The organism is Amycolatopsis nivea, from assembly GCF_004522235.1.
GTDB classification, from domain to species: Bacteria; Actinomycetota; Actinomycetes; order Mycobacteriales; family Pseudonocardiaceae; genus Amycolatopsis; species Amycolatopsis nivea.
In genome coordinates this window covers 1-21,941 of the sequence record NZ_SDLT01000018.1, presented here as the reverse complement: position 1 = coordinate 21,941, position 21,941 = coordinate 1, and the positions used below count along the sequence as shown (strand labels likewise).

Below are 21,941 nucleotides of genomic sequence, written 5' to 3'. Positions count from 1 at the left end.
CGTCATGCGTTCGCCAGCACACGACCGGCCGCTGCTGGACGGGGTCCGAATCCTCGACTGCACCCGGAACATCGCCGGGCCGGTCGCGACCATGCTCGCCGCCGAATTCGGGGCCGAGGTCGTCAAGGTCGAGCCGCCCGGCGGGGACGAGATGCGCCGCTGGCCTCCGTTCCGCGACGAGCAGAGTGCGTATTTCGTGAGCTGCAATCGCGGAAAGCGAAGCATCGCATTGGATCTGAAGGCCGAGGGCGACCGCCGCATCTTCGACGCCCTGCTGGCCCGGGCGGACGTGTTCGTGGAGAACTACCGGCCGGGAACACTCGAGCGGCTGGGTATTTCCTGGGACGAGGTGCACGCCGAACACCCTGAGCTGAACTGGGTATCGGTGACCGGCTACGGGCCGACCGGCCCCAGAGCCGCACAACCCGCGTACGACTCGATGATGCAGGCGTACGTCGGGCTCATGGGAATCACCGGCGAGGCGGATGGCGCCCCGGTGCGTGCCGGCGGCTCGCCCATCGACATCGCGACGTCCTACCTTGGCTGGGGAGCCATCATGGCCTGCGTCGCGAACCTGCGCGGCGGCGGCGAAGGGCTGCGGTTCGACCTCTCGCTGATGGAATCGGCCATCGGGATCGCGCACGCCTACTTCCAAGGCGCGCTGTTCGGGTCACCGCTTCCCGGGAGGCTCGGGTCGGAGACGATGGGCATCTACCCGCTGGGAGTTTTTCCGTCTGGAGACGGAAAAGACTTGATGCTGCAGGTCAGCAACGAACACCAGTGGCAGCGCTTCTGCGCCGGGACGGACTCGGAGTCTTATCGGGACGATCCGCGCTTCGCGACCAATCCGGACCGGGTGCAGAACCGGGCGGAGCTGCGGCCGCTTCTCGTCGAAGCGCTGGCAAAACGCTCCGCCGACGACTGGACCGAACTGTTCTCGGATCTCGGTGTCCCGGCGTCGACGGTCAAGACTTTCGCGGAGGTGGCGAAGGACCCGCAGCTGCGCGCCCGTGAAATGGTGACGGACACGCGGTTGCCGAGCGGGGAAACTGTGCCGACGTGGGGGGTTCCGGTGAAGGTGCACTCGGACGGGGTCAAGGTCGCCGGGCCCCTTTCGGTGCCGGGGATCGACGAGCACCGAGCGGAGATCGTCGCCGAACTCGGCGGCCTGGAAAAGCGGGGAGCACCGGCGGAGTGATGCCGTTCCACAGCAACTGCAACCACTAGTTCCAGGGGTCCATGCTGGGCGAGCCGGCAGGCCCCGGAGACGAGGAACCATGCGGAGTCAACCATCCAGTGCTGCGTCCCCGGGCCGGGTCGCGGCGGCGTCCTGCATCGGAACGACAATCGAGTGGTACGACTTCTTCATCTTCTCCACCGCGGCCGCGCTGATGTTCAACAAGGTCTTCTTCCCGGAAGTCGGCTCGTTGCAGGGAACCATGTTGTCCTTCGCGACCTTCGGCGTCGGATTCGTGGCACGACCGCTGGGCGCGATCTTCTTCGGTCACTTCGGCGACAAGCGGGGCCGTCGCCAGATATTGATGATCACCCTGCTCCTCATGGGTTTGGCGACATTCGCCATTGGGCTGCTGCCTGCCTACGCGACGGCCGGCGTCCTCGCGCCGATCCTCCTCGTGATTCTGCGCATCATCCAGGGGTTTGCGGTCGGCGGCGAATTCGGCGGTGCGACGCTGATGGCCGTCGAGCACGCGACTCCGCGGAAGAAGGCGTTGTTCGGCTCATTCGTGCCGCTGGGCTCGCCGATCGGCCTGCTTCTGGCCACGACAGTGTTTCTGGCTGTGCAGGCCTTGCCCTCGTCCTCGCTCCAGTCCTTCGGCTGGCGGATTCCTTTCCTGCTCTCCGTCCTGCTCATCCCGGTCGGCTTCGTCATCCGCGTCAAGCTCACCGAGAGCCCGGAGTTCGAGGCGGCCGAGGTCAAGGAGGCGCTGCCGCGCGTGCCGATCGCCGAGGTGGGCCGCAGGCACTGGTCGAAGCTGCTGATCGGCATCGGGGCGTTCACGGGCAACTTCGCCGCGTACTACCTGCTGACGTCCTTCGCTCTGGTATACGCCACCAATACGCTGGGGATGTCGAAATCGGTCACGTTGCCCGCCAACATCATCGCGGCGATCTCGGAGGGCTTGTTTATTCTGGTCGCGGCGCTGGCGAGCCTGCGGATCGCTTCTCGCACCATCGCGTGGACGACCTCGATCGGTCTTCTCGTCTGGGCATTTCCCGCCTACGCCTTGATGCGCGCCGGGGAACCAGCGGCATTGTGGGTATCGACGTTCGTGACGATGATTTTCGTCGGGGCGTCGTACGGCGTACTGCCGAGTTTGGTGTCGCAGCTTTTCCCCACGGAACTCCGTTATACCGGAATATCGGTATGTTACCAGTTCGCCGGGGTTATTGGTGGGGGACTGTCGCCGCTTCTCGCGACGTATCTCCTCGACGTGGGCGGCGGTTCGATCTGGCCGGTTGCGGGATTCGCCTCGGCCGCGGCCGTCGTCATGACTCTCTGCTGCCTGCTGCTGCCCAAAAGCCAGGTGCCCGAGCGTGATCGGACGGACGAGGGCGGCCCCGCATCGTCGGGCGCTCTCAACCCGGTACCGCGGGCTGAGCGTTGAGCCCGGCGCGCGGTCGCGAAGGCGCGGTGCCTGCCGTGTCGCTTGCCGAATTGCGGCGGCTCCTGCGACTCCGTCTTGAAGGTCCCGCTGATGCCTGGAAGACCCGATGGACCGGAGAACCGCAGGAGATCCCCGGCGGGCGGATCTTCGGCGGGTTGCTGTTGGCCCAATCGCTGGTCGCCTCGTCGCGGACAGTGGCGAGCCGGCAGAAGATCGTGAGCATGCAGGCGGACTTCATCGGCGGTGTGCCGACCGACCGTCCGCTCGAATGGGAGGTCACCCGGATTTCCGACACGCCTTCGTTGTCCACCCGTCGCAGTTCGCTGTTCGGCGAGCGCGGCCAGGAAATGTTCAGCGCGGTAACGCGCTGGGCGACGACACGGGAAGACCTGCCTTCGCACGGTTCGGCCCGGCCCGCGGCGGCCCCGAGCCCGGAAATGCTCAGCGATGTCGCCGACCGGTTTCATGCTGACGAATCCATTCCTCTCTGGTGGCGCATCGAGCGCCCCGTGCACTTCCGGCACGCGGGACCGCCCGCCTACCAGGTGGCCGCGAAGTCGGACCGGACGGAGACGACCTTCTTCAAGGCGACCAGCGAACTGCCCGACGAGCCCGGGCTGCGGGCGGCGGTGTTCGCCTATGCGACCGACATGAGCATTCTCGAGCCGGCCTTTCTCGCGCTGGGCGTCGCCAGGCACACTGAAGGCGCGAGAATTTTGAGTCTCACGCATTCTCTGACTTTCCATTCCGATCCGGACCCGTCAGAGTGGAATCAGATCGACTGCCGCGTGGATGCCATCGCTCACGGCCGGGCGCTTGGCACCGGTGACGTCTTCGACCGTGGTGGCCAGCACGTCGCGACAGTGAGCCAGTTCGGGTTGGTTAAGGTTCCCGCGTCGATCAGGACGAGCGGCTGACGATTCCCGTATATCGCGCGATAAACCGTGCGTTCTGCCGAGGAGAAGGTCATGCAGGATATCTGGCGCCTTTCGGCGGCCCGGCTCGCGGCGCTGGTGCGCGCACGCGAGCTCTCCGCGGCGGAGGCGGCCCGATCCGCCATCGCGCGGCTCGAGGAGGTCAATCCGGAGGTCAACGCGGTCGTGGATCACCGTGCCGAACATGTGCTGGCGCAGGCCGAGGCGGTCGACCGGCGCGTGGCGCGCGGTGAAGATCCCGGCGGGCTGGCCGGTGTGCCCATCACGATCAAGGACAACGTCGATCAGGCGGGCTTCGCCACGACCAACGGCATTCGCGCTCAGCGCGGGCACATCGCCCGCGAAGACAATCCGGTCGTGGCGAACCTGCGCCGCGCCGGCGCGGTCATTTTGGGCCGCACCAATACCCCGGCGTTCTCCTTCCGCTGGTTCACCGACAACCTGCTGTATGGCCACACCAGGAATCCGCGTGATGCCGGAATCACGCCGGGAGGCTCGTCCGGCGGTGCGGGTGCGGCGACCGCCGTCGGCATCGGGCATATCGCGCACGGCACCGACATCATCGGCTCGGTCCGCTATCCGGCCTATGCCTGCGGCATTCACGGTCTGCGGCCGACGTTCGGGCGCGTTCCGGCCTACAATCCGTCGCTGCCCGAGCGAGCGCTGAGTCCGCAGATTTCGGCCGTATCGGGACCGCTGGCGCGCACCGTCGGTGACTTGCGCATAGCGCTTGCGGCGATGTCACAACAGGACTTGCGAGATCCTTGGTGGGTGCCGGCACCGCTGGAAGGACCGCACGTGGTACGTCGCGCCGCGCTGTGCCTGAGGCCTGACGATCTCGAGACCGAACCCGAAGTGATCGACGCGGTGAAGGATGCCGGGTGCCGGCTGCAGAACGCGGGCTGGGCGGTGGAGGAGGTCGAGGACACTCCGCCGCTTCGTGAAGCCGCTGAGTTGCAGCGTAAATTCTGGCTCGGCGACGGCTATGCGGTGATGCTGGATGCCGCCGAGCGCGAAGGTGATCCCGGTGCGCTGGCCTGGCTGCGCGGCCACCGCGACGAAGTCGCAGCGCTCGATGTCCAGGAGTTTTCGGCGTTGCTGCGGCGTCGCGCGACGCTTACCCGGGAATGGCAGTTTTTTCTCGAGAAACATCCGGTGTTGGTGATGCCGGTGTCCGGCGAACTGCCGTTTCCCGATCAACTTGACCTCAAGGACGCTGCCTCGTTCGCGCGGGTCTGGCGCGCACAGGCGCCTCAGGCCGGCATCGCCTTCATGGGACTCCCGGCTCTGACAGTTTCCACCGGCCTTGTCGGACGCGTGCCGGTCGGTGTACAGGTGGTCGCTGGTCGTTATCGCGAGGATCTTTGCCTGTCCGCGGGCGAAGCGATCGAAGCCGGTGGCACCCCGCCGTCGCCCATTGACCCTGTGGGCTGAGAGCACCCTCGCACGACAGCCCCCACCCCCAGCGACAGCCAAGCGAGACCGCCCTCGGTGCGCTCGGCAACTCGGCCCGGATCAGATCTATGAACTCGTCCCCGGCTGCCAGTCCGGCTCCACGGGCTAGGAGCTGGGTGCTCAGTCGGGCGTCAGTCGGCCATCGGCTGGCACCATCCTCCACCGGCACCGCGTGCCAATGCGCCGCCGCTGCCTTTTCGTGCAGAGCAGGTACCCGCCGACAGCCGATCTGGATGCTCAGTTGTTCTCTCGTACGCGATCCGGTGATCGTGGCGAGAACGACGATCGCGGCGGTGTGCGCGATCCCGACCACAGCTTCGGCTCCAACTCGGCGCGGCGGGTCCAAGACAGGACCGAGTGCTCTCGCTAGCGCCCGGCCAGGGATTCGAGAGTCATCATGGCGTCGAGGGAAAGCACGCGCGCGTTTTCGAGGGCGACCACCACCCAGCGGTCGTCCCGCCACACCGTGACGAACAGTTGCATGGAGGTGCGCGTCGGAGGCGGCTCCTCCTCGCCCGGCATGAGGACAGCGACGCGGGCGTGAAGCACGCCGACACCGGGGCTGATGATCCGCGCTTCGTGCACCTCGCCCCGCACCATCCGGGAGCCCTTCAGCACGGTCCGAAATGCTTCCGCCTGCGCCGCGACCATGTCCGCGCGGCGGCGGTACGTGGTTCCTTCGAGTTCCACGAACAGGGCGTCCTCGGCGAAATCAGCGAAGAAACCCTCGGCGTCAGCACGGTTCCACGCTTCATACATCCGCTCCGCAATGGCACTCATCGCCTCGACCGACTGCTCCATGCGAACATCATCCTCCGTTGATCGAACTGTCGTCGAATCCATCGACGCCGTTGTTTCTCTCGTCGCGGCTTAGGGAACGCGAGCCCAGGCGGCACCCAATTCGGCACTCCAGAACGTCGCATCGGCGGTCTTCAACTCCCGGGCCGTCCGCTCGGCCAGCGTGTCGATGTCGATCTCGGCCTCGGTGGCTTCTCCGTGCGCGAGCGCGAAGGGAAGGAGGCTGCGAAGCGTGCCCTCTAGATACGCGGGCATGGCCGATTCCGCATAACCCGCCGGTCCGGCGCTGGCGGCACCATTCACCGACAGACCGGCACGGCGCAGGATCGATCCGACCTGTTCGCCAAGGTCCGGGTCAAGCCCGGCGGTGCGCATCGCATCCACGATCCAGCCCACGCTCTTGGCTACCAGCGGAGTCGATGGCACCGACCGGGTAGCGGTGGCGTTGAGTTCCTGGAAAGTCACCACACCCCGGGGGCGAACCAGCCGGGACAACTCGCGCACCGCGGCGACCGGTTCCGGGAGGTGGAGCAGGATGAGCCTGCCGAACAGCGCGTCGACCGATTCGTCGAGCCGGAGAGAGGTCAGGTCCGACTCGACATATGACACACCGGTCAGGCCCGCGGCGGCGGTGCGGGTGCGGGCCAGGTCCAGCATGGCAGGGTTCAGATCGACACCGACGACCGAGCCTTCCGGCCCGACGAGTTCAGCGAGCAGCATGCTCGTGTCGCCCGCGCCGCAACCGATGTCCAGTACCCGCATGCCGGGCGTGATCCCAGCTAGCCGCGCCAAATGCGCACTGTGCGGGGCGAGGACGTCGGCCTGCAGCTGAAGCCGCTCGGTCTCCGCGGCGGTTCGGCCCATCGCGTAACGATCGGCAGCGGGTTTGATCATTGCTGAAAATTAGCCCGCACTGCTGAGGCTAGGCGAGTAGCAAAATTGCCTTCAGCGGTCAGGAAATTGCCACGTTCGCGTGCTGAGCGCGAAGCCCGCCGGCTGAGCGCCTGCGAACAACTGCAAGCGGATGGGCTGAGGACTGTCTCAGGATGGCCGGGGGGGGGCGTTGATCAAGACTCCCGGGGTCGGTCGTCGCCAACGTCGACACCCGCAGGACGGGTCGCGGCAGGAACACCGACACCGCGCAACCGCGGCGACTGCCTTGGTACGCGAGCTCGCCATCGCGGGACGTATCCCGTTCGGACTCCGCGACATCGGCGGTGCCCGAATCGTGGTTGATCATTACGGGACGATTCTCAGCACCGATGACACCCGACCAGGATTCCCGCGAGCGGCCAGCACGGGGTGCGGTGCGACTCCGCCCGCATGTGCAAAGCGATCGCGTCGAACCCGTCGTCGGCCGGGGGAGCCGTGCTCACGACCGGTACGCGCCTCGCAGGTACTGCACGGGGCAGGGAGCGTCCCGCACCGCCACTCCCAGTTCGTGGGCCGCGCGCAGCGGCCAGGTCGGCTCGCGCAGTGCCGCCCGGCCGAGGAAGATCGCGTCGGCGGCCCCCTCGTCCACAATTTCCTGGGCCTGCCGAGATTCGGTGATCAGCCCGACCGCCGCAGTAGGTGCTTCTGTCTCAGCCCGTACGGCGCGCGCGAACGGCACCTGATAGCCCGGTCCCGCGGGTATCCGCTGTCGCGGGTCGTTGCCCGCGGAACTGAGGTCGATGAGGTCCACCCCGTGCTCGACCAGCAGGGCCGACAGTTCGACCGTTTCCTCAAGCGTCCACCCGTCCTCGACCCAGTCAGTCGCGGACAGCCTGACGAACAGGGGCGTGCTGTCCGGTATCGCCGCCCTGACCGCGTCGACGACCGCGAGGAGAAACCGCACCCGGTTCCGGAACGAGCCGCCGTAAAGGTCCGTCCGCCTGTTGGACAGCGGGGAGAGGAACTCGTGGAGCAGGTATCCGTGTGCCGAGTGTATTTCGACCACCTCGAAACCTGCTGCCATTGCCCGAGAAGCGGCGTCAGCGAAGGCGCGCACTGTTGCGTCGATGTCGGTGGCGGTCATCGCGATCGGGGCGGCCAGTTCCTGATACGGCAAGGGAGACGGCGCGATGGGTGTCCATCCGCCCTCGTCCGGACGTAGCGGGACCCCACCGTGCCAGGGTTGCGCGGTGGCAGCTTTGCGTCCCGCGTGTGCCAGCTGGACGGCCGGGACGGCTCCTTGCGAGGCAAGGAAATCGGTGATGCCGCGCCACGCGGCTGCTTGGCCGTCGTTCCACATCCCGGTGTCCTGGAGTGTGATGCGTCCTTCCGGAGTGACCGCGGTGGCCTCGGTCATCACGAGCCCGAATCCGCCCGTGGCACGCGAACCCAGGTGCACGAGATGCCAGGCGGCCGGCACGCCGTCCTGGGCGTTGACGGAGTACTGGCACATCGGAGCGAGCCAGACGCGATTGCGGACAGTGGTTCCGCGGAGGCTGATCGGATCGAAAAGGCTTGGCACGGCTCGTCATCCTCGGTTGGTGGTCAGAGCTTCGCACTGGGGGCGCAGCGCGGCTCACGGGGTGGCTCTGCGGAGCGTCTGGTGCCGATGCCGTGCAGGAGCATGATCAGCGTCGCGACTGCGAACGTGATGACGAACAGGGAATAGTCCCGGGTGGCGTTCAGCAGGCCGCCGCCGTACACGACAAGGAACCCGGCGCCGATGGCGGGAAGCCCCATGCCCAGGTAGCAGAGGACGTAAATGGAGGAGAGAACGCCGGGGCGTTCGGGTTCGGCGGCCAGCGGCACGACGGTGCGCATCCCGCCCTGGAATCCCGCGCCGAAACCGATTCCGGAGACGAAAGTGCCGGCGAAGAATCCGGTGATCGACGACGCTTCGACTGCCGCCAGGGTGCACAGCGAGCCAAGTACGAGCAGCGCGATTCCCAGGAACATCACCGTCTTCGCCGCCATGCGCGCGAACACGACGACGGTGGTCGAGGAAACCGCGGTGAGCACGAATAGTCCGAGCGCGCCGAGCACTGCCGAGTTCGAACCGGACAACTGACGCGCCAGGCCTGGTGCGAGAGAGCCGTAGAAGCCGCCGAGCGACCATACGGCGAACAGCACCGGTGCCACGGTGAGAAAAGCGCGTCGAAGGCGGCGGGGCACCACGAGTTCGGGTACGAGGGCGGTCCGCAGACCGGGCCTGCGCCCGGCGCCTCGCGGCAGCAGTGCGACGCCGAGGGCCTGGACGGCGAAGATCCCGATGAACACGGCATAGACGAGCAGGGTCGGTGCCGGCAGGTACTGCACGATCAGCCCGGAGAACAAGGCGCCGGTTCCGGAACCCAGCCCGGGCGCGACGGCATTCGCGCGGGTGCCGCGTTCGCGGTCGACGTCCAGCATCATCGCGCCGAGTGTGCCCAAGGCGCTTCCGGTCGCGATCCCTTGCATGATCCGCCCGCCGAACAGGGCCGCGGTGCCGTCGGCTTCGCCGAACGCGACCATGGCGGCGACCTGCAGGCCCAATGCGCCCAGCAGCACCGGTTTACGGCCCAGGTGATCGGATGCCCTGCCGAGCACGAGCAGCGCGGCCAGGACGGTAATGGCGTACACGCCGAAGACGGCGGTGGTTGTTATCGGCGAGAAATGCCAACGATCGGCGTATGCGGCGTAGAGCGGCGTCGGAGCGCTGGACGAGGCCAGGAAAGAGACGATGATCGAGGCCGGCAACAGGAGGTCGCGAAGGCGCGGACGCCGGACGATCTTCATGAGCAGTTCCAGAGAGGCTGTCGGCCGCTCCTGGTGTCAGGCGCTCGCACCCGGCCCAGGAGCGGCGGTCGGTCAGGACGGGTCCGGGTAGGCGGCCGTAGCGCGGATTTCGACCAGCAGCCCGGGGCTGGCCAGTCCGCTGACACCGATCAGCGACCAGGTGGGGAAGGGCGGGGTGATCAGGCGAGCCTTGGCCGCGGAGAAGCCGGGCAGGTGCTGGTGAATGTCGACGTGGTAGCTGGTGACGTCGACGAGCGCGGACAGGCCGAGCCCTTCCAGCCGCAGGATCTCCTCGATCCGGCGGATGGCGATCTCGGTTTGTTCCTCGATGTCGTCGGGGATGGTGCCGTCGGCCCGGCGGCCGATCGTGCCGGCGATGAACAGATGCCCGTGCGAGCGAACGGCGGCGGAGTAGCCGAAGTTCGCGAAAGCGCTGACAGTCTTCCCGAACACTTCCGAGTCCTCGGGGACTTCGACGCGGTGGAGGCTCATTGCGGTTTCCCTTTCGTAGTGCTGAATCGCGGGTTTCAGTTGCCCCAGCGGGACGAGCGGAAGGAATGCTCCATCCTGGTCCGGCCGAACTCCTCGCGTTCGCGGAGAAGCTCTCCGGGGATCGAATACCGGGGCGCGTTCTTCGGGTCTTTCGCGGCTTGCGCGACGATCGCGTCGACCAGCGAACCGACCATGTTCAGCCGCGGGTACACCGCGTGCACGGCATCGGCCTGGTCGTCGCTGACCGCTTCGACGTGCTCGTTTCCCATCGGGCCGCCGAAGTCGAGCGCGACACCTTCGCGGACGAGCAGGCACAGGGTGCCCCTGCGGTTCGCGATGCCGCTCGATGTGTGCAGGGCGATCGCCTGCCACACCTGATCGGCGTCCGAAGCGGACACTCCGCGGCCGACGAGGAATTCGGCCGCGCGATCGGCGCCCTCGACCTCGAAACGCTGACGGTTCGGGCTGTCCGCGGCGACCCCGAGGTCGTGCATCGCGCACGCGGTGAAGAGCAGGTCGTCGCTGTAGTCGCTGCCCGCGGACAGGCCGAGGCGGTCCGCAAGCAGCCGGGCGAACAGGTAACTGCGGATGCTGTGGTTGAACACCGACGGCGTCTCCACCGGGCGGATGAGTTCCACGACGGCCTCAGCCAACGGCGTACCGGGCAGCGCGGTCAGGCCCTCTGCTCCCGCAGGGGGCGTCTCGTGGGTATGTGCGGTCATGTCGTTAGCTTGCCTAAGTTGGCCCTGACCTGGCGATAGGCAAAATCGCCGCCTATCGATAGGATATTGCCATGAAGGCTCATCGGATCGCGATCCTCGCCCTGGACGGGATCATGCCCCTCGACCTGGCGATCCCAGCGCAGATTTTCTCCGCTCGCCCGGAGACCCCGTACGAGACGACCGTGTGCACTTTCGGTGCGAGTACGCACACCGCCGGGGGATTCGCGGTCGTCGCGGAAGGAAGCCTGGAACAGGTGCGCTCCGCCGACACTGTGATCGTGCCGGGGTCCGAACCGCCCTGCCGGCCGTCGGAAGCCGTGCTTGCCGCGCTGGCCGAAGCGCACGAACAGGGCAAGCGCATCGTGTCGATCTGCACGGGAGCGTTCGCACTGGCCGCCGCGGGTGTACTCGACGGGCTGCGCGCAACGACCCACTGGCAGTACATCGACGAGTTCGAACGCGAATTCCCTGCCGTGTCGGTAGATCGCGATGTGCTCTACGTCGACGAGGGCGACGTCCTCACCTCCGCCGGCGTGTGCTGCGGCATCGACCTGTGCCTGCACATCGTGCGTCGCGACCTCGGCGCGGTGGTGGCCAACCGGATCGCGCGCGGCCTGGTCGCGGCCCCTCACCGCGAAGGCGGGCAAGCCCAGTACGTGCCGGCCCCGGTCCCGCTGGCCGGGGACGCGGCGCTGTCCGACACCCGCGATTGGGCCCTGCAACGTCTCGGCGAGCAGATCTCCCTGCGGCAACTCGCCCAGCACGCGGGCCTTTCCCAGCGCACTCTCATCCGCCGGTTCGCCGAGGAGACTGGCACGACCCCGTTGCAGTGGTTGCTCGACGCCCGTCTTGGCCGGGCACGGGAACTGCTGGAGACCACCGATCAGCCGATAGATCTGGTAGCACGCGAATGCGGACTGGGCACGGCGGCCAACCTGCGTCTCCACTTCCGGCGCGCGCTGAACACCACCCCCACCGCTTACCGGCAGACCTTCAAGGGCTGACCCGGCACGACAGAGACCAGAGGTTCAGCGATCGGCGCGGTGATCAACCGCGCCGTCAACGCCGGGACGGGCAGGGTTTGGGCGCGGCCCTCGGTCAGTCAGCAGGCCATTGCGGACGGCGAGATGCCTGCCGCGATCCCGGCCTCGGCCGCGTCGCACGCCCCTTCAAAAGCTGGACTAGCGCGACGGTCGCATTCCGTGGGCGGCTGACAGTTCGGAGGCGATCAGCGACCACGTGCGCCCGCTGTACCGCATCAAATCTGGTCGGCTGGTCCGAGCGGAGCCGCTCCCTTGTCCCGGTCAAGCATCCCCGCCCGCGCCAACCCGTCCGGCGATGCGCGCAGAACAGCACACTCCGTGGCCATAACACCATTCCGGGCTGGCTGGGCACCGGCTCGGTCGTCCAGGTCACCGCCCGATCCGATGGGAGCGGCATGCCCGTCGCATCGTCGCTTCGCCGGCGCCGGGTCACCCGACCACTTGCCATGCCGGGCGACAGAGTTCGGCAGCCGGACCTGGCGGATGAACATCTCTCCCTTCCGCACGACGTCTCTCTCGGCCCGTCGGCGCCTGCTACATGGCGTGCTCCCAGGTGCCGCGCGTGTCGACGTTCGCGGCGTCGGCGAGCGCTTCCAGTTCCGCGATCTCCTCGTCGGCGAGTTCGATGCCGTGCGCTCGGACCAGCCCGTCGACGTAATCCGCTTTCGTGACGCCGATGATCGGGGTGGTGTCTTTGGCGATGGCCCAGGCGGTGGCGACGTCGGCGGCGGAGGCGCCTCGGGCCGCGCCGATCGCTGCCATCCGGTCGGTCAATGCCTGCAGTTGGGGCAGGATCTCGTTGTACACGGCCGCCCGGCTGCTGCCTTCCGGCAACGGACGGGACGGGCTGTACTTGCCGGTCAGCGCGCCTTGTTCGAGGACCATGTAGGAGAAGAACCGCACATCGTTCTCGCGGCAGTGCTGGAGGATGCCCGCGCGCTCGGAGCTGCGGTACAGGAGGCTGTAGTGGTTCTGGACCGCCTCCACCCGAAAGCCGGCCTTGCCGAGGATCTGGTCGGCGAGAGCGATTTCCTGCAGGTTGTGGTTCGAGACGCCGATGTGCTTGATCCGGCCGCTCTGCAGCAGCGGAATCAGCAGCGGCGTCCAGCGGGCCACGTCGGCCGGGTTGTGGATCCAGTACAGGTCCACATAGTCCGTGCCCAACCGGTCGAGGCTCTGCTCCAGCATGTCCGCGACCGGATCGTCGCCGTCGCCCGCGACCTGCGGGGTGAACTTCGTCGACAGCTGGTACTCGCTGCGGGCGTAGCCTTTCAGTGCCTGAGCGAGGGCCGTCTCCGAGCGGCCCATGCCGTACACCACCGCGGTGTCCCACAGCGTGAGTCCGTTCGCGTGTGCCTTTTCGACGACCTCTCGCAGACTGGTCTCGCTCAGCTGACTGCCGAAATAGCCGTCGCCGGCCTCGCCGCTGTCTCCCCAGGCCCACGTGCCCAGCGCCACCGGCGGCGCTGTCAGCGTCTTGCTCGTCATGTCCTGTCTCCGTTGCTTGTTCTTGGGTTTGTGCCGGAACGTTCGATCCTCAGGAAACCCCGATCGCCGCTGTCGGAGAAGGTCGCGTTTATGGGGGGTACGAGTTCAACCCCCTTCGCACCGCGACCGGTAGCTATTCTGGACGCCATGGACCAGCAGCCCGGAAATCGCGGCGAGATCCGGGACTTCCTTGTCAGCCGGCGAGCCAAAATCACGCCGGATCAGGTCGGTCTGCCGGCCAGCGCCCGTCGTCGGGTCGCTGGGTTGCGGCGGGAGGAGGTCGCCGTCCTGGCCGGGGTGAGCACCGAGTGGTACACGCGGCTGGAGAAGGGGCACATCGGCGGCGTGTCCGAAGACGTTCTCGACGCGGTCGCCCACGCCCTGCGGCTGGACGACGACGAACGCACCTACCTGTTCGACCTGGCCCGGTCATCGCGACCTGCGACCCGCGCGCCGTCGCGTCGCCGGGACGTCGAGGTCCCGCCCCGGGTCCGGTGGCTGCTCGACTCCATGACGATGTCTTCGGCGTTCGTGCGCAACGGCCGCACGGACGTCGTCGCGGGCAATCCGCTGGCGCGGGCCCTGTTCGCGCCGATGTTCGACAGCGCTACCGTCGACAAGCGCGGCCGTCCGAACATCGCTCGCTACATCTTCCTCGACCTCGGTGCACGTGACTTCTTCGTCGACTGGGACGCCGCCTGCGCTGCCACCGCCGCCTTGTTGCGTGCCGAGGCCGCGCGGGAGGCCCGCGACCGCGCGTTACGCGAACTCATCGGCGAACTGTGCACCCTCAGCCCTGAATTCCGCGGCCTCTGGGCCGCGCACGACGTCCTGATCCGCCACGACGGCATCAAACGGCTCCAGCACCCCGAAGTCGGCCGTCTGGAACTGACCTTCCAGTCCCTCGACCTGCCCCTGCCGGGCCGGGCCGTGCACGACCTGATCACCTACACCGCCGAACCCGGCACCGAATCCGAAGACCGGCTCAAACTCCTCGCCAGCTGGGCCGCTACGCAATCCCAGGCGGCCGAGCCCGCCCGCCGCTCTCCTCAGCCCGGGCCGCTCTGACCCGTCGCCGTTCGCCTCGCCGGGAGGCCGGAGCAGGAACTCGACCGGCCGCACGAAGCTCTGCGGAGCGGCAGGGCTGCAGCGGGCAGGAACACGTCTAGGCCTCGGACGAGCCGCTGTTCGACCCTTCTGTCCGTCCGGGACCGGGATGCGCTGAGCGACGTCCCGAACAGTCGCAGCTCGACCGTCTCGTTGTGTTGCGCGCGGAGCTGAGGTGCTGCAGCTTCCTGCTCGCAGTCGGTGGCGGCTGCCACGAGGAAGGACCGCTTCGGAGCCGGTTTGCCAGGAACACGGGACCATTCGGTGCCGCTGACGGGACACCCGGCATGGCTGCGGGGCTTCCGGTCGCTCGGCGATGGCGACGATCATGTCGAAGGTGAGGTCGGCCGGACCTCCGCGGGCCTCCTGGGCAGTGGTCAGCTGCTAGCGCCAGAGTGCGACTGTTGCGGACGAAGGGACCGTCTTGGTGGGTGAATCCGAGTAGTTCGGATGCGATGAGACGCTTGCCGGGGAAGGACTCGAACAGCCGGCGTAACCAGGTGGCGAGTGTGGCACCCAGCTCGTCACCGGTGTGGGCGGTCGCGCGGAGAGCCGCAAACCCGTCGGCATAGAGCGCTTCGAGAAGTTCCCGCCTCCTGGGGAAGTCGCAGTACAGAGTCGCCAATTCCGACATCGGCGAGACGTGCGATCTCGGCATTGCGGCCTCAGAAGCGAATCGGCGAGTGCGGTGCCGGCGGTGCCGACGATCTTCCTGGTCCCGAACTCCCGTATCCCGGGGCTGATCGGACAGTTTGTGCCGACCGCGTCCGCCACCGAGCACAAGTGCCACCAGGGAGGAGGAGCCGGAGATGCCAATGGCGGACGCGGCTCGAAGCGCCCGAGCCCAACGACTTCTACGAGCTGAGCGTCAAACGCCACCGCGAGGCCTCGACCGTGATCACGAGCAACCGGGAACCTTCCGAGATTCTGACCATGCCATCGCTCCCGCCGATCCGGGTTTCGCGAGGTTGCGCGGATCCGGAGCGACGCGACGTGTGCGGCTGTCATGAGCCGGGTTGTCCGGCCGGGCTCCTGAACGGTGCGGAGAGGGCCGTGCTGGCTCGTCGAGGTTCTGGCTGATACGGCAGTACAGATTGAGCCACTCCGTCGAGCAGGCTCGCCGGCGGGTCCGCCAGCGAGCCGAGCGCGGGCTGGGCGACGGGGGTGTAGTCGCGTGGCACGCCGCCGTTGGCGATCGTGCGGCGGTAGGTCGAAACGGCGTCGGTCGGCCTGCGCGTAAGCGTCGGGTCAGTGAGCACGTCGACGGTGTACAGGCCGAAGCGCGGGCGGTAGGAGCCCCATTCGTAGTTGTCGGTGAGCGACCAGTAGTTGTAGCCGATGACGGGGATATCTTCGGCAAGAGCGCGTTGCAGCCAGTAGAGGTGGTCGCGGAGATGTGCCGAGCGCGTGTACCCGTCGCTGCGCGGGGATCCGTTGTCGGTGGCCATGCCGTTTTCGACCACGTAGATCGGCAGCCGGGGAAACTTCTCGCGGTAGTACCGCAAGGCCCAGTAAAGGTCCTTGGGCTCCGGGCGGATCTCCCATACCTTCCCGTCGGTGACCTGGTGCTGGGCGGAGAGATCACTGACAGCCGCGCCGTAGTAGAAGTCGAGGCCGAAAAAATCGAGCTTGTCGGCCACCTGGTCGATGAAGACGGCGTCGGCCGCCGCGTAGAGCGCGGGGAAATAGGCGCTGTTGCTGGTGACCTGTGCGCCGGGATCTATCTCATGGATCAGGTCGTACGCCTGCCGGTGTGCGTCCACGAAGTTTCGGGTGGCCGCGGGGATCTGCGCCGGGTCGAGGCCGCCGTTCTTCCGCTCGAGCAGGATATAGGCGAAGACTTCGTTGAAGGTAATCCAGGTGACGCCCATGCCGCGGTAGCGGCGGGAGACGGATCGCGCGTAGGCGACGTAGTCCACGACAGTCCGCTCTGCCGCCCAGCCGCCGTTGTCGACGACCCACCCGGGGTGGACGAAGTGGGACAGGGTGATCATCGGTCTCATGCCCGCGGCGCGGATCCGGGTTACCACGTCGTCGTAGTACGCCAGAGCGCTTGGCGACCAGACTCCGGGCTCGGGCTGGACGCGAGCCCACTCGATGCCGAACCGGTAAGTGTCCACTCCGAGCGAGGCCGCGGTCCGGATGTCCTCGGCGTATCGGTGCCGGAAGTCGACGGAGTTCTGGTAAGGATCCTGGACGGAGGCGGTCTTCGCTGAGACGTAGCGGGACCAGTTGCTGTCCGGTGCGTATCCCTCGCCCTGGAATCCGGGACCGGCCACACCCCACCGGAAACCGCGTGGCACCCGTGGCAGAAGGCCGGATGTTCCGGCCGCCGCCTGGCCTCCCGTGCCGAGCCAGAGCCCCGCGACGCCGAATGCGGTCGTGGTGCCCGCGCTGGTCAGAAATCCTCGGCGCGTGATCGCCATCGCGGCTCCTCTGTCGACGCTGTTCGTGGTGGCATCAGGCATCTCGGACGTCACTGCCGCCGGGCCAGCGTCAGGACGGTGCGGATGACCGACTCGGCATTGAGCGCAGCGCCCCGCTGCGGGATGGTTCCGTCGCAGAAGAGCAGGTTGCAGGTCGAGTTCGGCAAGGCATCTGTGAGCAGCACGCTCGGGTCGAGATCGTTCGCGCCGTCGGGGTCGAATGTCGTCGACGGCAGCGTGTACGGCCCCGGGTCTGGTACCTGCTTGTCGCGGACGCCGCGCATCAGGATCCGGAAAAAGGTGTAGTAGAGGTCCGAGACGTTGGGGCTGCCACTGGTCAAGCCGCCGATGTCGGGAGTGGTGTCGCCGAGGAACCCGGTCCAGCTGACGGTCATCTTCAGACTCGGAATGACGAAATTGTTCTGGTGGAACGCGCCGATCATCAGGTAGGTGTCGCGCGGGGCGCTCGGAAGCATGGTGCGCGTGGTGACTTCAGGCCCGCTGGCGCACGGCGTGCCGGCGTTGGTCCAAAACAAGAAGCCGTAACAGCCATTGGTCGATGACGGCTTCCCGGCGTGGTGCACGTAGTCCGCCGGTACCACCTGATGGCCGTTCCAGGCGCCGTCGTTCTGCATGAGCAGGCCGAGCTTCGCGTATTGCAGGGGAGGGATGAACAAGAAGGCGTAGCCGTAGGTGTTGCCTGCACGGTCTCGCAACCAGAAGTAGCTGGACCTGGGAATCCCGATCGGGGCGAAAAGATTTCGTTGCGCGAATTCCTGGAGGTCCTCGCCGACAGCACGCTGGACGACATAGGCCAGCAGATCGGGGTCGCGTTGGCCGTAGGCGAAGCGAGTGCCCGGGCGGTGTGTCAGCGGCTGGGCCAAGGCCTCCTGCGCGACGTTCTCATCGGTGCCCGCGGTCGCGGTCTCAGCGAAGATCGACTGCTTGAGCCCAGAGCTTTCGTCCAGCAGTTGGCGGACCGTGATGGCGCGATGCGCCGCGTCGCCCCACCCGGCGCCGGTCGGCAGATGCTTGCCGATCGGGTCGTCGAGACCGAGCCGGCCTTGGCCGATCGCGATCCCTGTCAGCATGGAAACGACGCTTTTGGTCGAACTCCATACGTTCCACGGCACCTCCTCCGTGATCGGATCAAGCGGTCCGGTGCCGACGCGGCAGTTGTTGCGGAAGACCTGGACCGAGAGGCGAAGGTGGGTGGCGGCATAGGCGACTGCCTTTCGCACGGCAGCGGGGTCCAGAGCCTCTTGTGCGGGAGATGCGGATTCGAAGCCCCCGCTGCTCGGCAATGCGCACGGCTTGGCCGTCGAGCCGGTCGCGGCGGCAGACGGTGCGGCCGCTAGTGCGTTCATAAAGCCAAGCGTCAGCACGCAGCTCAGCATCGTCCGCAGAAACTTCCTGTCTCCCATGACGTCGCGCTCCTTTGCGCTGCGGCAATTCGCTCGAACTCGGCCTTCTGGTCGGAGCGAGGAGAGGGTAACCGCCGTGAGACGTTGTTGGCAATGTGTCTCACAGTGAGTCGCTGGTAGTATCATGTCCGTGGAACCTTCGGCCGCCGGAACGTCGCTCGCGTATCTGCACTCGTCCGGACTCCGTGCACCTCGCGTGACGCCGGCGCGTGCGTTCGAAGTCGCGCGCGACCACTTCAGGCGGGGCGACCGCCTCGACATGGCCGCCCTGGCCACCGAACTCGGGATCGGGCGGGCAACCCTGTACCGGTGGACCGGGGACCGTGAGCGACTGCTGGCGGACATTCTGATCTCCGAGTTCGACGCCATTGCGGCTCGTCTCGAGGAACGCACCGCCGGTGCCGGAATCGAGCGCATCGAGCGCGGCGTCGCGAGCTTCATCGAGTTGATCGCCGCGGCGTCTGCGATCAGAGCGCTCCTGTGCAACGAGGGGGACGCCGGTCTGCGGTTGCTCACCTTGCCTTCCAGTCGTGTCCGTCGCCGATTCGTTCAGGTGCTCACGGCCGTGATCGCCGAGGAGGAGGAAACCGGTGCCTATCGCCCGCCCGCTCCCGCGGAATCGCTGGCAGAGGGGATCGTCGTCATCGGCGAGAGATTTCTCCACCACGGGGGCGACCCTGACCTCAACCCCGACCCCGCCACGGCCATCCAGATGATCCATCTGCTCCTGCGCTCGCAGTAATCGGCCGGGCGCAGGGCGGGATCGGACGGCTGGCATCCGGCAGTGTCTGGGGATTAGAGCGCTGGCGGCCGGTGGGAATACTCGGCATCGGCTCCGGCTTCACCAGTCGCGCAGGCGGCGGAAATACCCCGGGGTCAGGGAGCCTGGGAAAACTGCGGCCATCATGCATCGGATCCTCAGGCGTCTTCTGCGCTGTCGATCTTCTTGTCCGCTCGGTCGCGACGCGCGGCCGGATCCACGGTTGAGCCGCGGACCGTGAATCCCGCATCCGCAACGACTCGACCTGCCCGCCGTCCCGGGTTTCATGCGCGATCCAGGCTTGGCCGCCCGGCCTCCGGGGTCACGTATCGGGCGATCAGCGGGTTGACCGGCGACGATGCGCGCGATACGTCATCGCTCAATGGCTTCTGGCAAACGGGTTGCACGAGACCGCTGATCATCGCCGGTCCGGTCATGCCTGGCCGGCTGGCGTCGGATGGGGCCGAAAAGGACGGAAATCCGGTTGAGGCCACTTGTTCCACAAAGGACTTTTCGCCCGCGCGGCGGCGTACCAGGGTTCGTCCGGCGCGTGCCGCCGCCTCATCCGATCGAGGTGATGACACTTGGTGTCGTCGCCTGTTACGGTGATGGGAGCAAGTCGCATCACGGTGGTGGAGGATTCTCATGCGGGTATTCGTGACGGGCGCGTCAGGCTGGGTCGGGTCGGCGGTCGTCCCCGAGCTTTTGGGTGCGGGCCATCAGGTTGTCGGGCTCGCCAGGTCGGAGTCGTCGGCTGCCTCCCTTGCCAAGGCCGGTGCCGAGGTGCTTCGCGGCTCCCTGGACGATCTGGACGTCTTGCGGACGGGCGCAGTCGAATCCGACGGAGTCGTCCATCTGGCGTTCGTCCACGACTTCGGTCAGTTCGAGGAGTCGATCGCTGCGGACGCGCGGGCGATCGAGACGATGGGTGCCGCCCTGGAGGGGACCGGCAAGCCTCTGGTCGTCACCGCCGGTACGCCCGCGGTGCCGGGTCAAGTGGCGACAGAGAGGGATCAGCCGCCCGCTGACTCGCCCGCGGCGGCGCGTGCGGCGAACGCGGCTTTGACGCTGGCGTTGGCGCAGCGCGGGGTGCGCTCGTCGGTGGTGGGCCTGCCCCGATCGGTGCACGGCGAGGGCGATCACGGCTTCATCGGCCGCTTGGTCGACATCGCACGGGAGAAGGGTGTTTCCGGTTATGTGGGCGACGGGTCCAACCGCTGGCCGGCGGTGCACGTGAAGGATGCCGCGCGGGTGTACCGGCTGGCTGTCGAGCAGGCTCCGGCCGGGTCCATGCTGCACGCGGTCGGCGACGAGGGCGTCCCGATCCACGACATCGCTGAGGCGATCGGCCGTCACCTGAGCCTGCCGACGGCGTCCGCTCCGGCCGAGGACTTCGGTTTCCTCGGCGGGCTTCTCTCGATCGACCAGCCAGCCTCTGCCGCGCTGACCCGTGAGCTGCTCGGCTGGCGACCGGTAGAGCCAGGGCTGATCGAGGACATCGACAAGGGCCACTACTTCCGTTGAGCAGCTCGTCACCGGGGTGTGCGGGCGGCACTCTGCGCGGTGCGAGGGAAACGAGGAAAAGCCCGCAATAGTCGGAAAAGGTCGTGCGCGTCATCGGTTCCTCGGATCCGGCGCACCTTGAAGGCACTGCCCGTTTGCGAACAGCGGCGATGGCGTTCATCGGGGAGCCTCTGCATGTCGTTCAGGCTGGCGGACTGCTCGGGCAGACGGCATTGCCGCACTCTGGGCATTTCCGGGATGGCAGAACCTACTGCGCGGTCGGGACTTGATCGGATTCGTCCTTTGTAGCCGGTGCCAGCCCGTTGCGTGCCTACCGCCCATGCAGCCGTTCGGATTCGGTCGCATCGTTGATGTGAACGATATGCATCATCCCCGCTGAGCTTCTTCGGTCCGGGTGCAGATCGACAGACCTGTCAGTTGTTCGCGGGCTCGGACGGAAGCCGCACCTGCTGGCATCGCGTTCAGCTTGCACATCTGCAGAGTGGGCAATTCGGCGTATGTCACCGCGCTGACCTGCGAATAGGTGAAACCGGGGACGCGCATGTTCGATGTCCGCAATATTCTCCAGTCATGTGAGATCGGCCGCGACAACCCGGCTCCCTGCCGTAGATTCATCGCTTACCGGCCATTTCGGCCAATATCCTGATGGTGCCGTGCAGCTGTCGCGACTTCCACGACGGACGGCGGGCGTTGGTCCCACCCTGCCGAAGGTCGAGGCGGGGGACTTCGTGCAGGAGGCGTGTCGGCGTCGTGGGCAAGCTGGTGGGCGCGGTCGACGGTCAGCGTGCCGTCGATGGTGACCGCATCAGGCGCATCCGGAGCTGGGATGCGTCAAGGACACCAGGAACGGCTCGTGCGGTGGCTCCAGTGAGGTCGAGTGTCGCGTATCCGGGCCGAGACTGGCCGACATTGTCGTAACGGCATCTCGCGGCTCGCCCTCGCGGCCAGGCCGTGCGGGGCGTTACCTGCTCATGCGGACGTTGGCCTGGTCAGATAACCGATGGTCATGTCAGCGATCTCGTCACGCCACCGGTCCCATGACAGCCCGTCGGGCGAACCGCTTCCCGCGAGGGCGCGTTGCACGCAGGCTCCGAGCACAGTGCGAGCGACAAGCGAGAGGGCGGTGATGGGGTCGGATCGTCGAACCTCGCCGACGTGGCCGGAGGCGGCGTCGAGCAGCAGCCGCTGGGCGGCCGCGAGGGCGCTGAGCGCCGGGTCCTCGGGCTGCAGTTCGGTACGGGTCTCCGCGATGTGCTGGCGGAGGACGTTCCCGGCTCGGGAGATATTCCGCACCACCGAGTCGACATAGATGTCAATGGTGGTGCCCAGGTCGGGCGTTGGCGCACGGAGAGCACTCGCCAGGTCGGTCTCAAAACGTTCGAGGATACGGACCTGAGGTTCACCCCGAACGGTGGACAGGGGCTTACGAGGG

General features: G+C 67.1%; 18 protein-coding genes. 8 read left to right on the top strand and 10 right to left on the bottom strand.

Going from position 1 to position 21,941, the window contains the following annotated elements:
- Positions 1–4 precede the first annotated feature (4 nt).
- The 4 genes from EIZ44_RS21650 (at position 5) to EIZ44_RS21635 (ending at position 4,996) form a co-directional block, all read left to right on the top strand.
- Positions 5–1,198 (top strand): CaiB/BaiF CoA transferase family protein, encoded by a 1,194-nt coding sequence (locus EIZ44_RS21650; RefSeq protein ID WP_134730818.1) that lies wholly within the window; start codon positions 5–7, stop codon positions 1,196–1,198.
- 79 nt (positions 1,199–1,277) lie between these two features.
- Positions 1,278–2,627, top strand: a complete 1,350-nt coding sequence (locus tag EIZ44_RS21645; protein WP_134730816.1) for an MFS transporter — start codon at positions 1,278–1,280, stop codon at positions 2,625–2,627.
- Between the two features lie 35 nt (positions 2,628–2,662).
- Complete coding sequence (locus tag EIZ44_RS21640) at positions 2,663–3,544, top strand: acyl-CoA thioesterase (protein WP_167754230.1); 882 nt, start codon at positions 2,663–2,665, stop codon at positions 3,542–3,544.
- A gap of 51 nt (positions 3,545–3,595) precedes the next feature.
- A complete protein-coding gene (locus EIZ44_RS21635) occupies positions 3,596–4,996 on the top strand; it encodes an amidase family protein (RefSeq protein ID WP_134730812.1) in 1,401 nt (466 codons plus the stop codon).
- A gap of 387 nt (positions 4,997–5,383) precedes the next feature.
- Here the strand turns inward: EIZ44_RS21635 and EIZ44_RS21630 are convergent, their stop codons facing one another.
- The 6 genes from EIZ44_RS21630 to EIZ44_RS21605 form a co-directional block, all read right to left on the bottom strand.
- A complete protein-coding gene (locus EIZ44_RS21630; protein ID WP_167754229.1) occupies positions 5,384–5,818 on the bottom strand; it encodes an SgcJ/EcaC family oxidoreductase in 435 nt (144 codons plus the stop codon).
- A gap of 69 nt (positions 5,819–5,887) precedes the next feature.
- Positions 5,888–6,709, bottom strand: coding sequence for a class I SAM-dependent methyltransferase (locus EIZ44_RS21625; RefSeq protein WP_134730808.1), 822 nt, complete (start codon positions 6,707–6,709; stop codon positions 5,888–5,890).
- A 478-nt stretch (positions 6,710–7,187) separates the two neighbouring features.
- On the bottom strand, positions 7,188–8,270 hold the full coding sequence (locus EIZ44_RS21620) for an NADH:flavin oxidoreductase/NADH oxidase (RefSeq protein WP_134730806.1): 1,083 nt from the start codon (positions 8,268–8,270) through the stop codon (positions 7,188–7,190).
- Positions 8,271–8,293: 23 nt separating this feature from the next.
- Positions 8,294–9,523 carry an MFS transporter gene (locus EIZ44_RS21615; protein WP_134730803.1) on the bottom strand — a complete coding sequence of 410 codons (1,230 nt, stop codon included), beginning with the start codon at positions 9,521–9,523 and terminating at the stop codon, positions 8,294–8,296.
- Between the two features lie 72 nt (positions 9,524–9,595).
- A complete protein-coding gene (locus EIZ44_RS21610) occupies positions 9,596–10,015 on the bottom strand; it encodes a Rid family hydrolase (protein WP_134730801.1) in 420 nt (139 codons plus the stop codon).
- Positions 10,016–10,050: 35 nt separating this feature from the next.
- Entirely contained in the window at positions 10,051–10,737 is a 687-nt protein-coding gene (locus EIZ44_RS21605; RefSeq protein WP_134730799.1) for an HD domain-containing protein, read from the bottom strand.
- 71 nt (positions 10,738–10,808) lie between these two features.
- Between EIZ44_RS21605 and EIZ44_RS21600 the strand changes: the two genes are divergently transcribed.
- Positions 10,809–11,741: a GlxA family transcriptional regulator gene (locus EIZ44_RS21600; protein WP_134730797.1), complete on the top strand. Its 933-nt coding sequence runs from the start codon at positions 10,809–10,811 to the stop codon at positions 11,739–11,741.
- Positions 11,742–12,314: 573 nt separating this feature from the next.
- Here EIZ44_RS21600 and EIZ44_RS21595 read toward each other — a convergent pair.
- The gene (locus EIZ44_RS21595; RefSeq protein WP_134730795.1) at positions 12,315–13,268 is read right to left on the bottom strand and encodes an aldo/keto reductase; all 954 of its coding nucleotides are present in this window, start codon (positions 13,266–13,268) and stop codon (positions 12,315–12,317) included.
- Positions 13,269–13,415: 147 nt separating this feature from the next.
- Here EIZ44_RS21595 and EIZ44_RS21590 point away from each other — a divergent pair, with 147 nt between their 5' ends.
- Complete coding sequence (locus tag EIZ44_RS21590; RefSeq protein ID WP_134730793.1) at positions 13,416–14,336, top strand: helix-turn-helix transcriptional regulator; 921 nt, start codon at positions 13,416–13,418, stop codon at positions 14,334–14,336.
- Positions 14,337–15,379: 1,043 nt separating this feature from the next.
- Here EIZ44_RS21590 and EIZ44_RS21575 read toward each other — a convergent pair.
- Complete coding sequence (locus EIZ44_RS21575; protein ID WP_134730791.1) at positions 15,380–16,801, bottom strand: family 1 glycosylhydrolase; 1,422 nt, start codon at positions 16,799–16,801, stop codon at positions 15,380–15,382.
- 50 nt (positions 16,802–16,851) lie between these two features.
- Positions 16,852–18,225 carry a serine hydrolase domain-containing protein gene (locus EIZ44_RS21570; RefSeq protein WP_240691370.1) on the bottom strand — a complete coding sequence of 458 codons (1,374 nt, stop codon included), beginning with the start codon at positions 18,223–18,225 and terminating at the stop codon, positions 16,852–16,854.
- Between the two features lie 130 nt (positions 18,226–18,355).
- Here EIZ44_RS21570 and EIZ44_RS21565 point away from each other — a divergent pair, with 130 nt between their 5' ends.
- Both EIZ44_RS21565 and EIZ44_RS21560 read left to right on the top strand, forming a co-directional pair.
- Positions 18,356–18,967, top strand: coding sequence for a QsdR family transcriptional regulator (locus tag EIZ44_RS21565; protein WP_134730789.1), 612 nt, complete (start codon positions 18,356–18,358; stop codon positions 18,965–18,967).
- 663 nt (positions 18,968–19,630) lie between these two features.
- Positions 19,631–20,509 carry an SDR family oxidoreductase gene (locus EIZ44_RS21560; protein WP_134730787.1) on the top strand — a complete coding sequence of 293 codons (879 nt, stop codon included), beginning with the start codon at positions 19,631–19,633 and terminating at the stop codon, positions 20,507–20,509.
- 969 nt (positions 20,510–21,478) lie between these two features.
- On the opposite strand, the gene EIZ44_RS44795 is transcribed toward EIZ44_RS21560, so the two are convergent.
- Positions 21,479–21,941, bottom strand: a 463-nt coding sequence (locus EIZ44_RS44795; RefSeq protein ID WP_167754228.1) for a hypothetical protein, incomplete at its 5' end; no start/stop codon positions are given.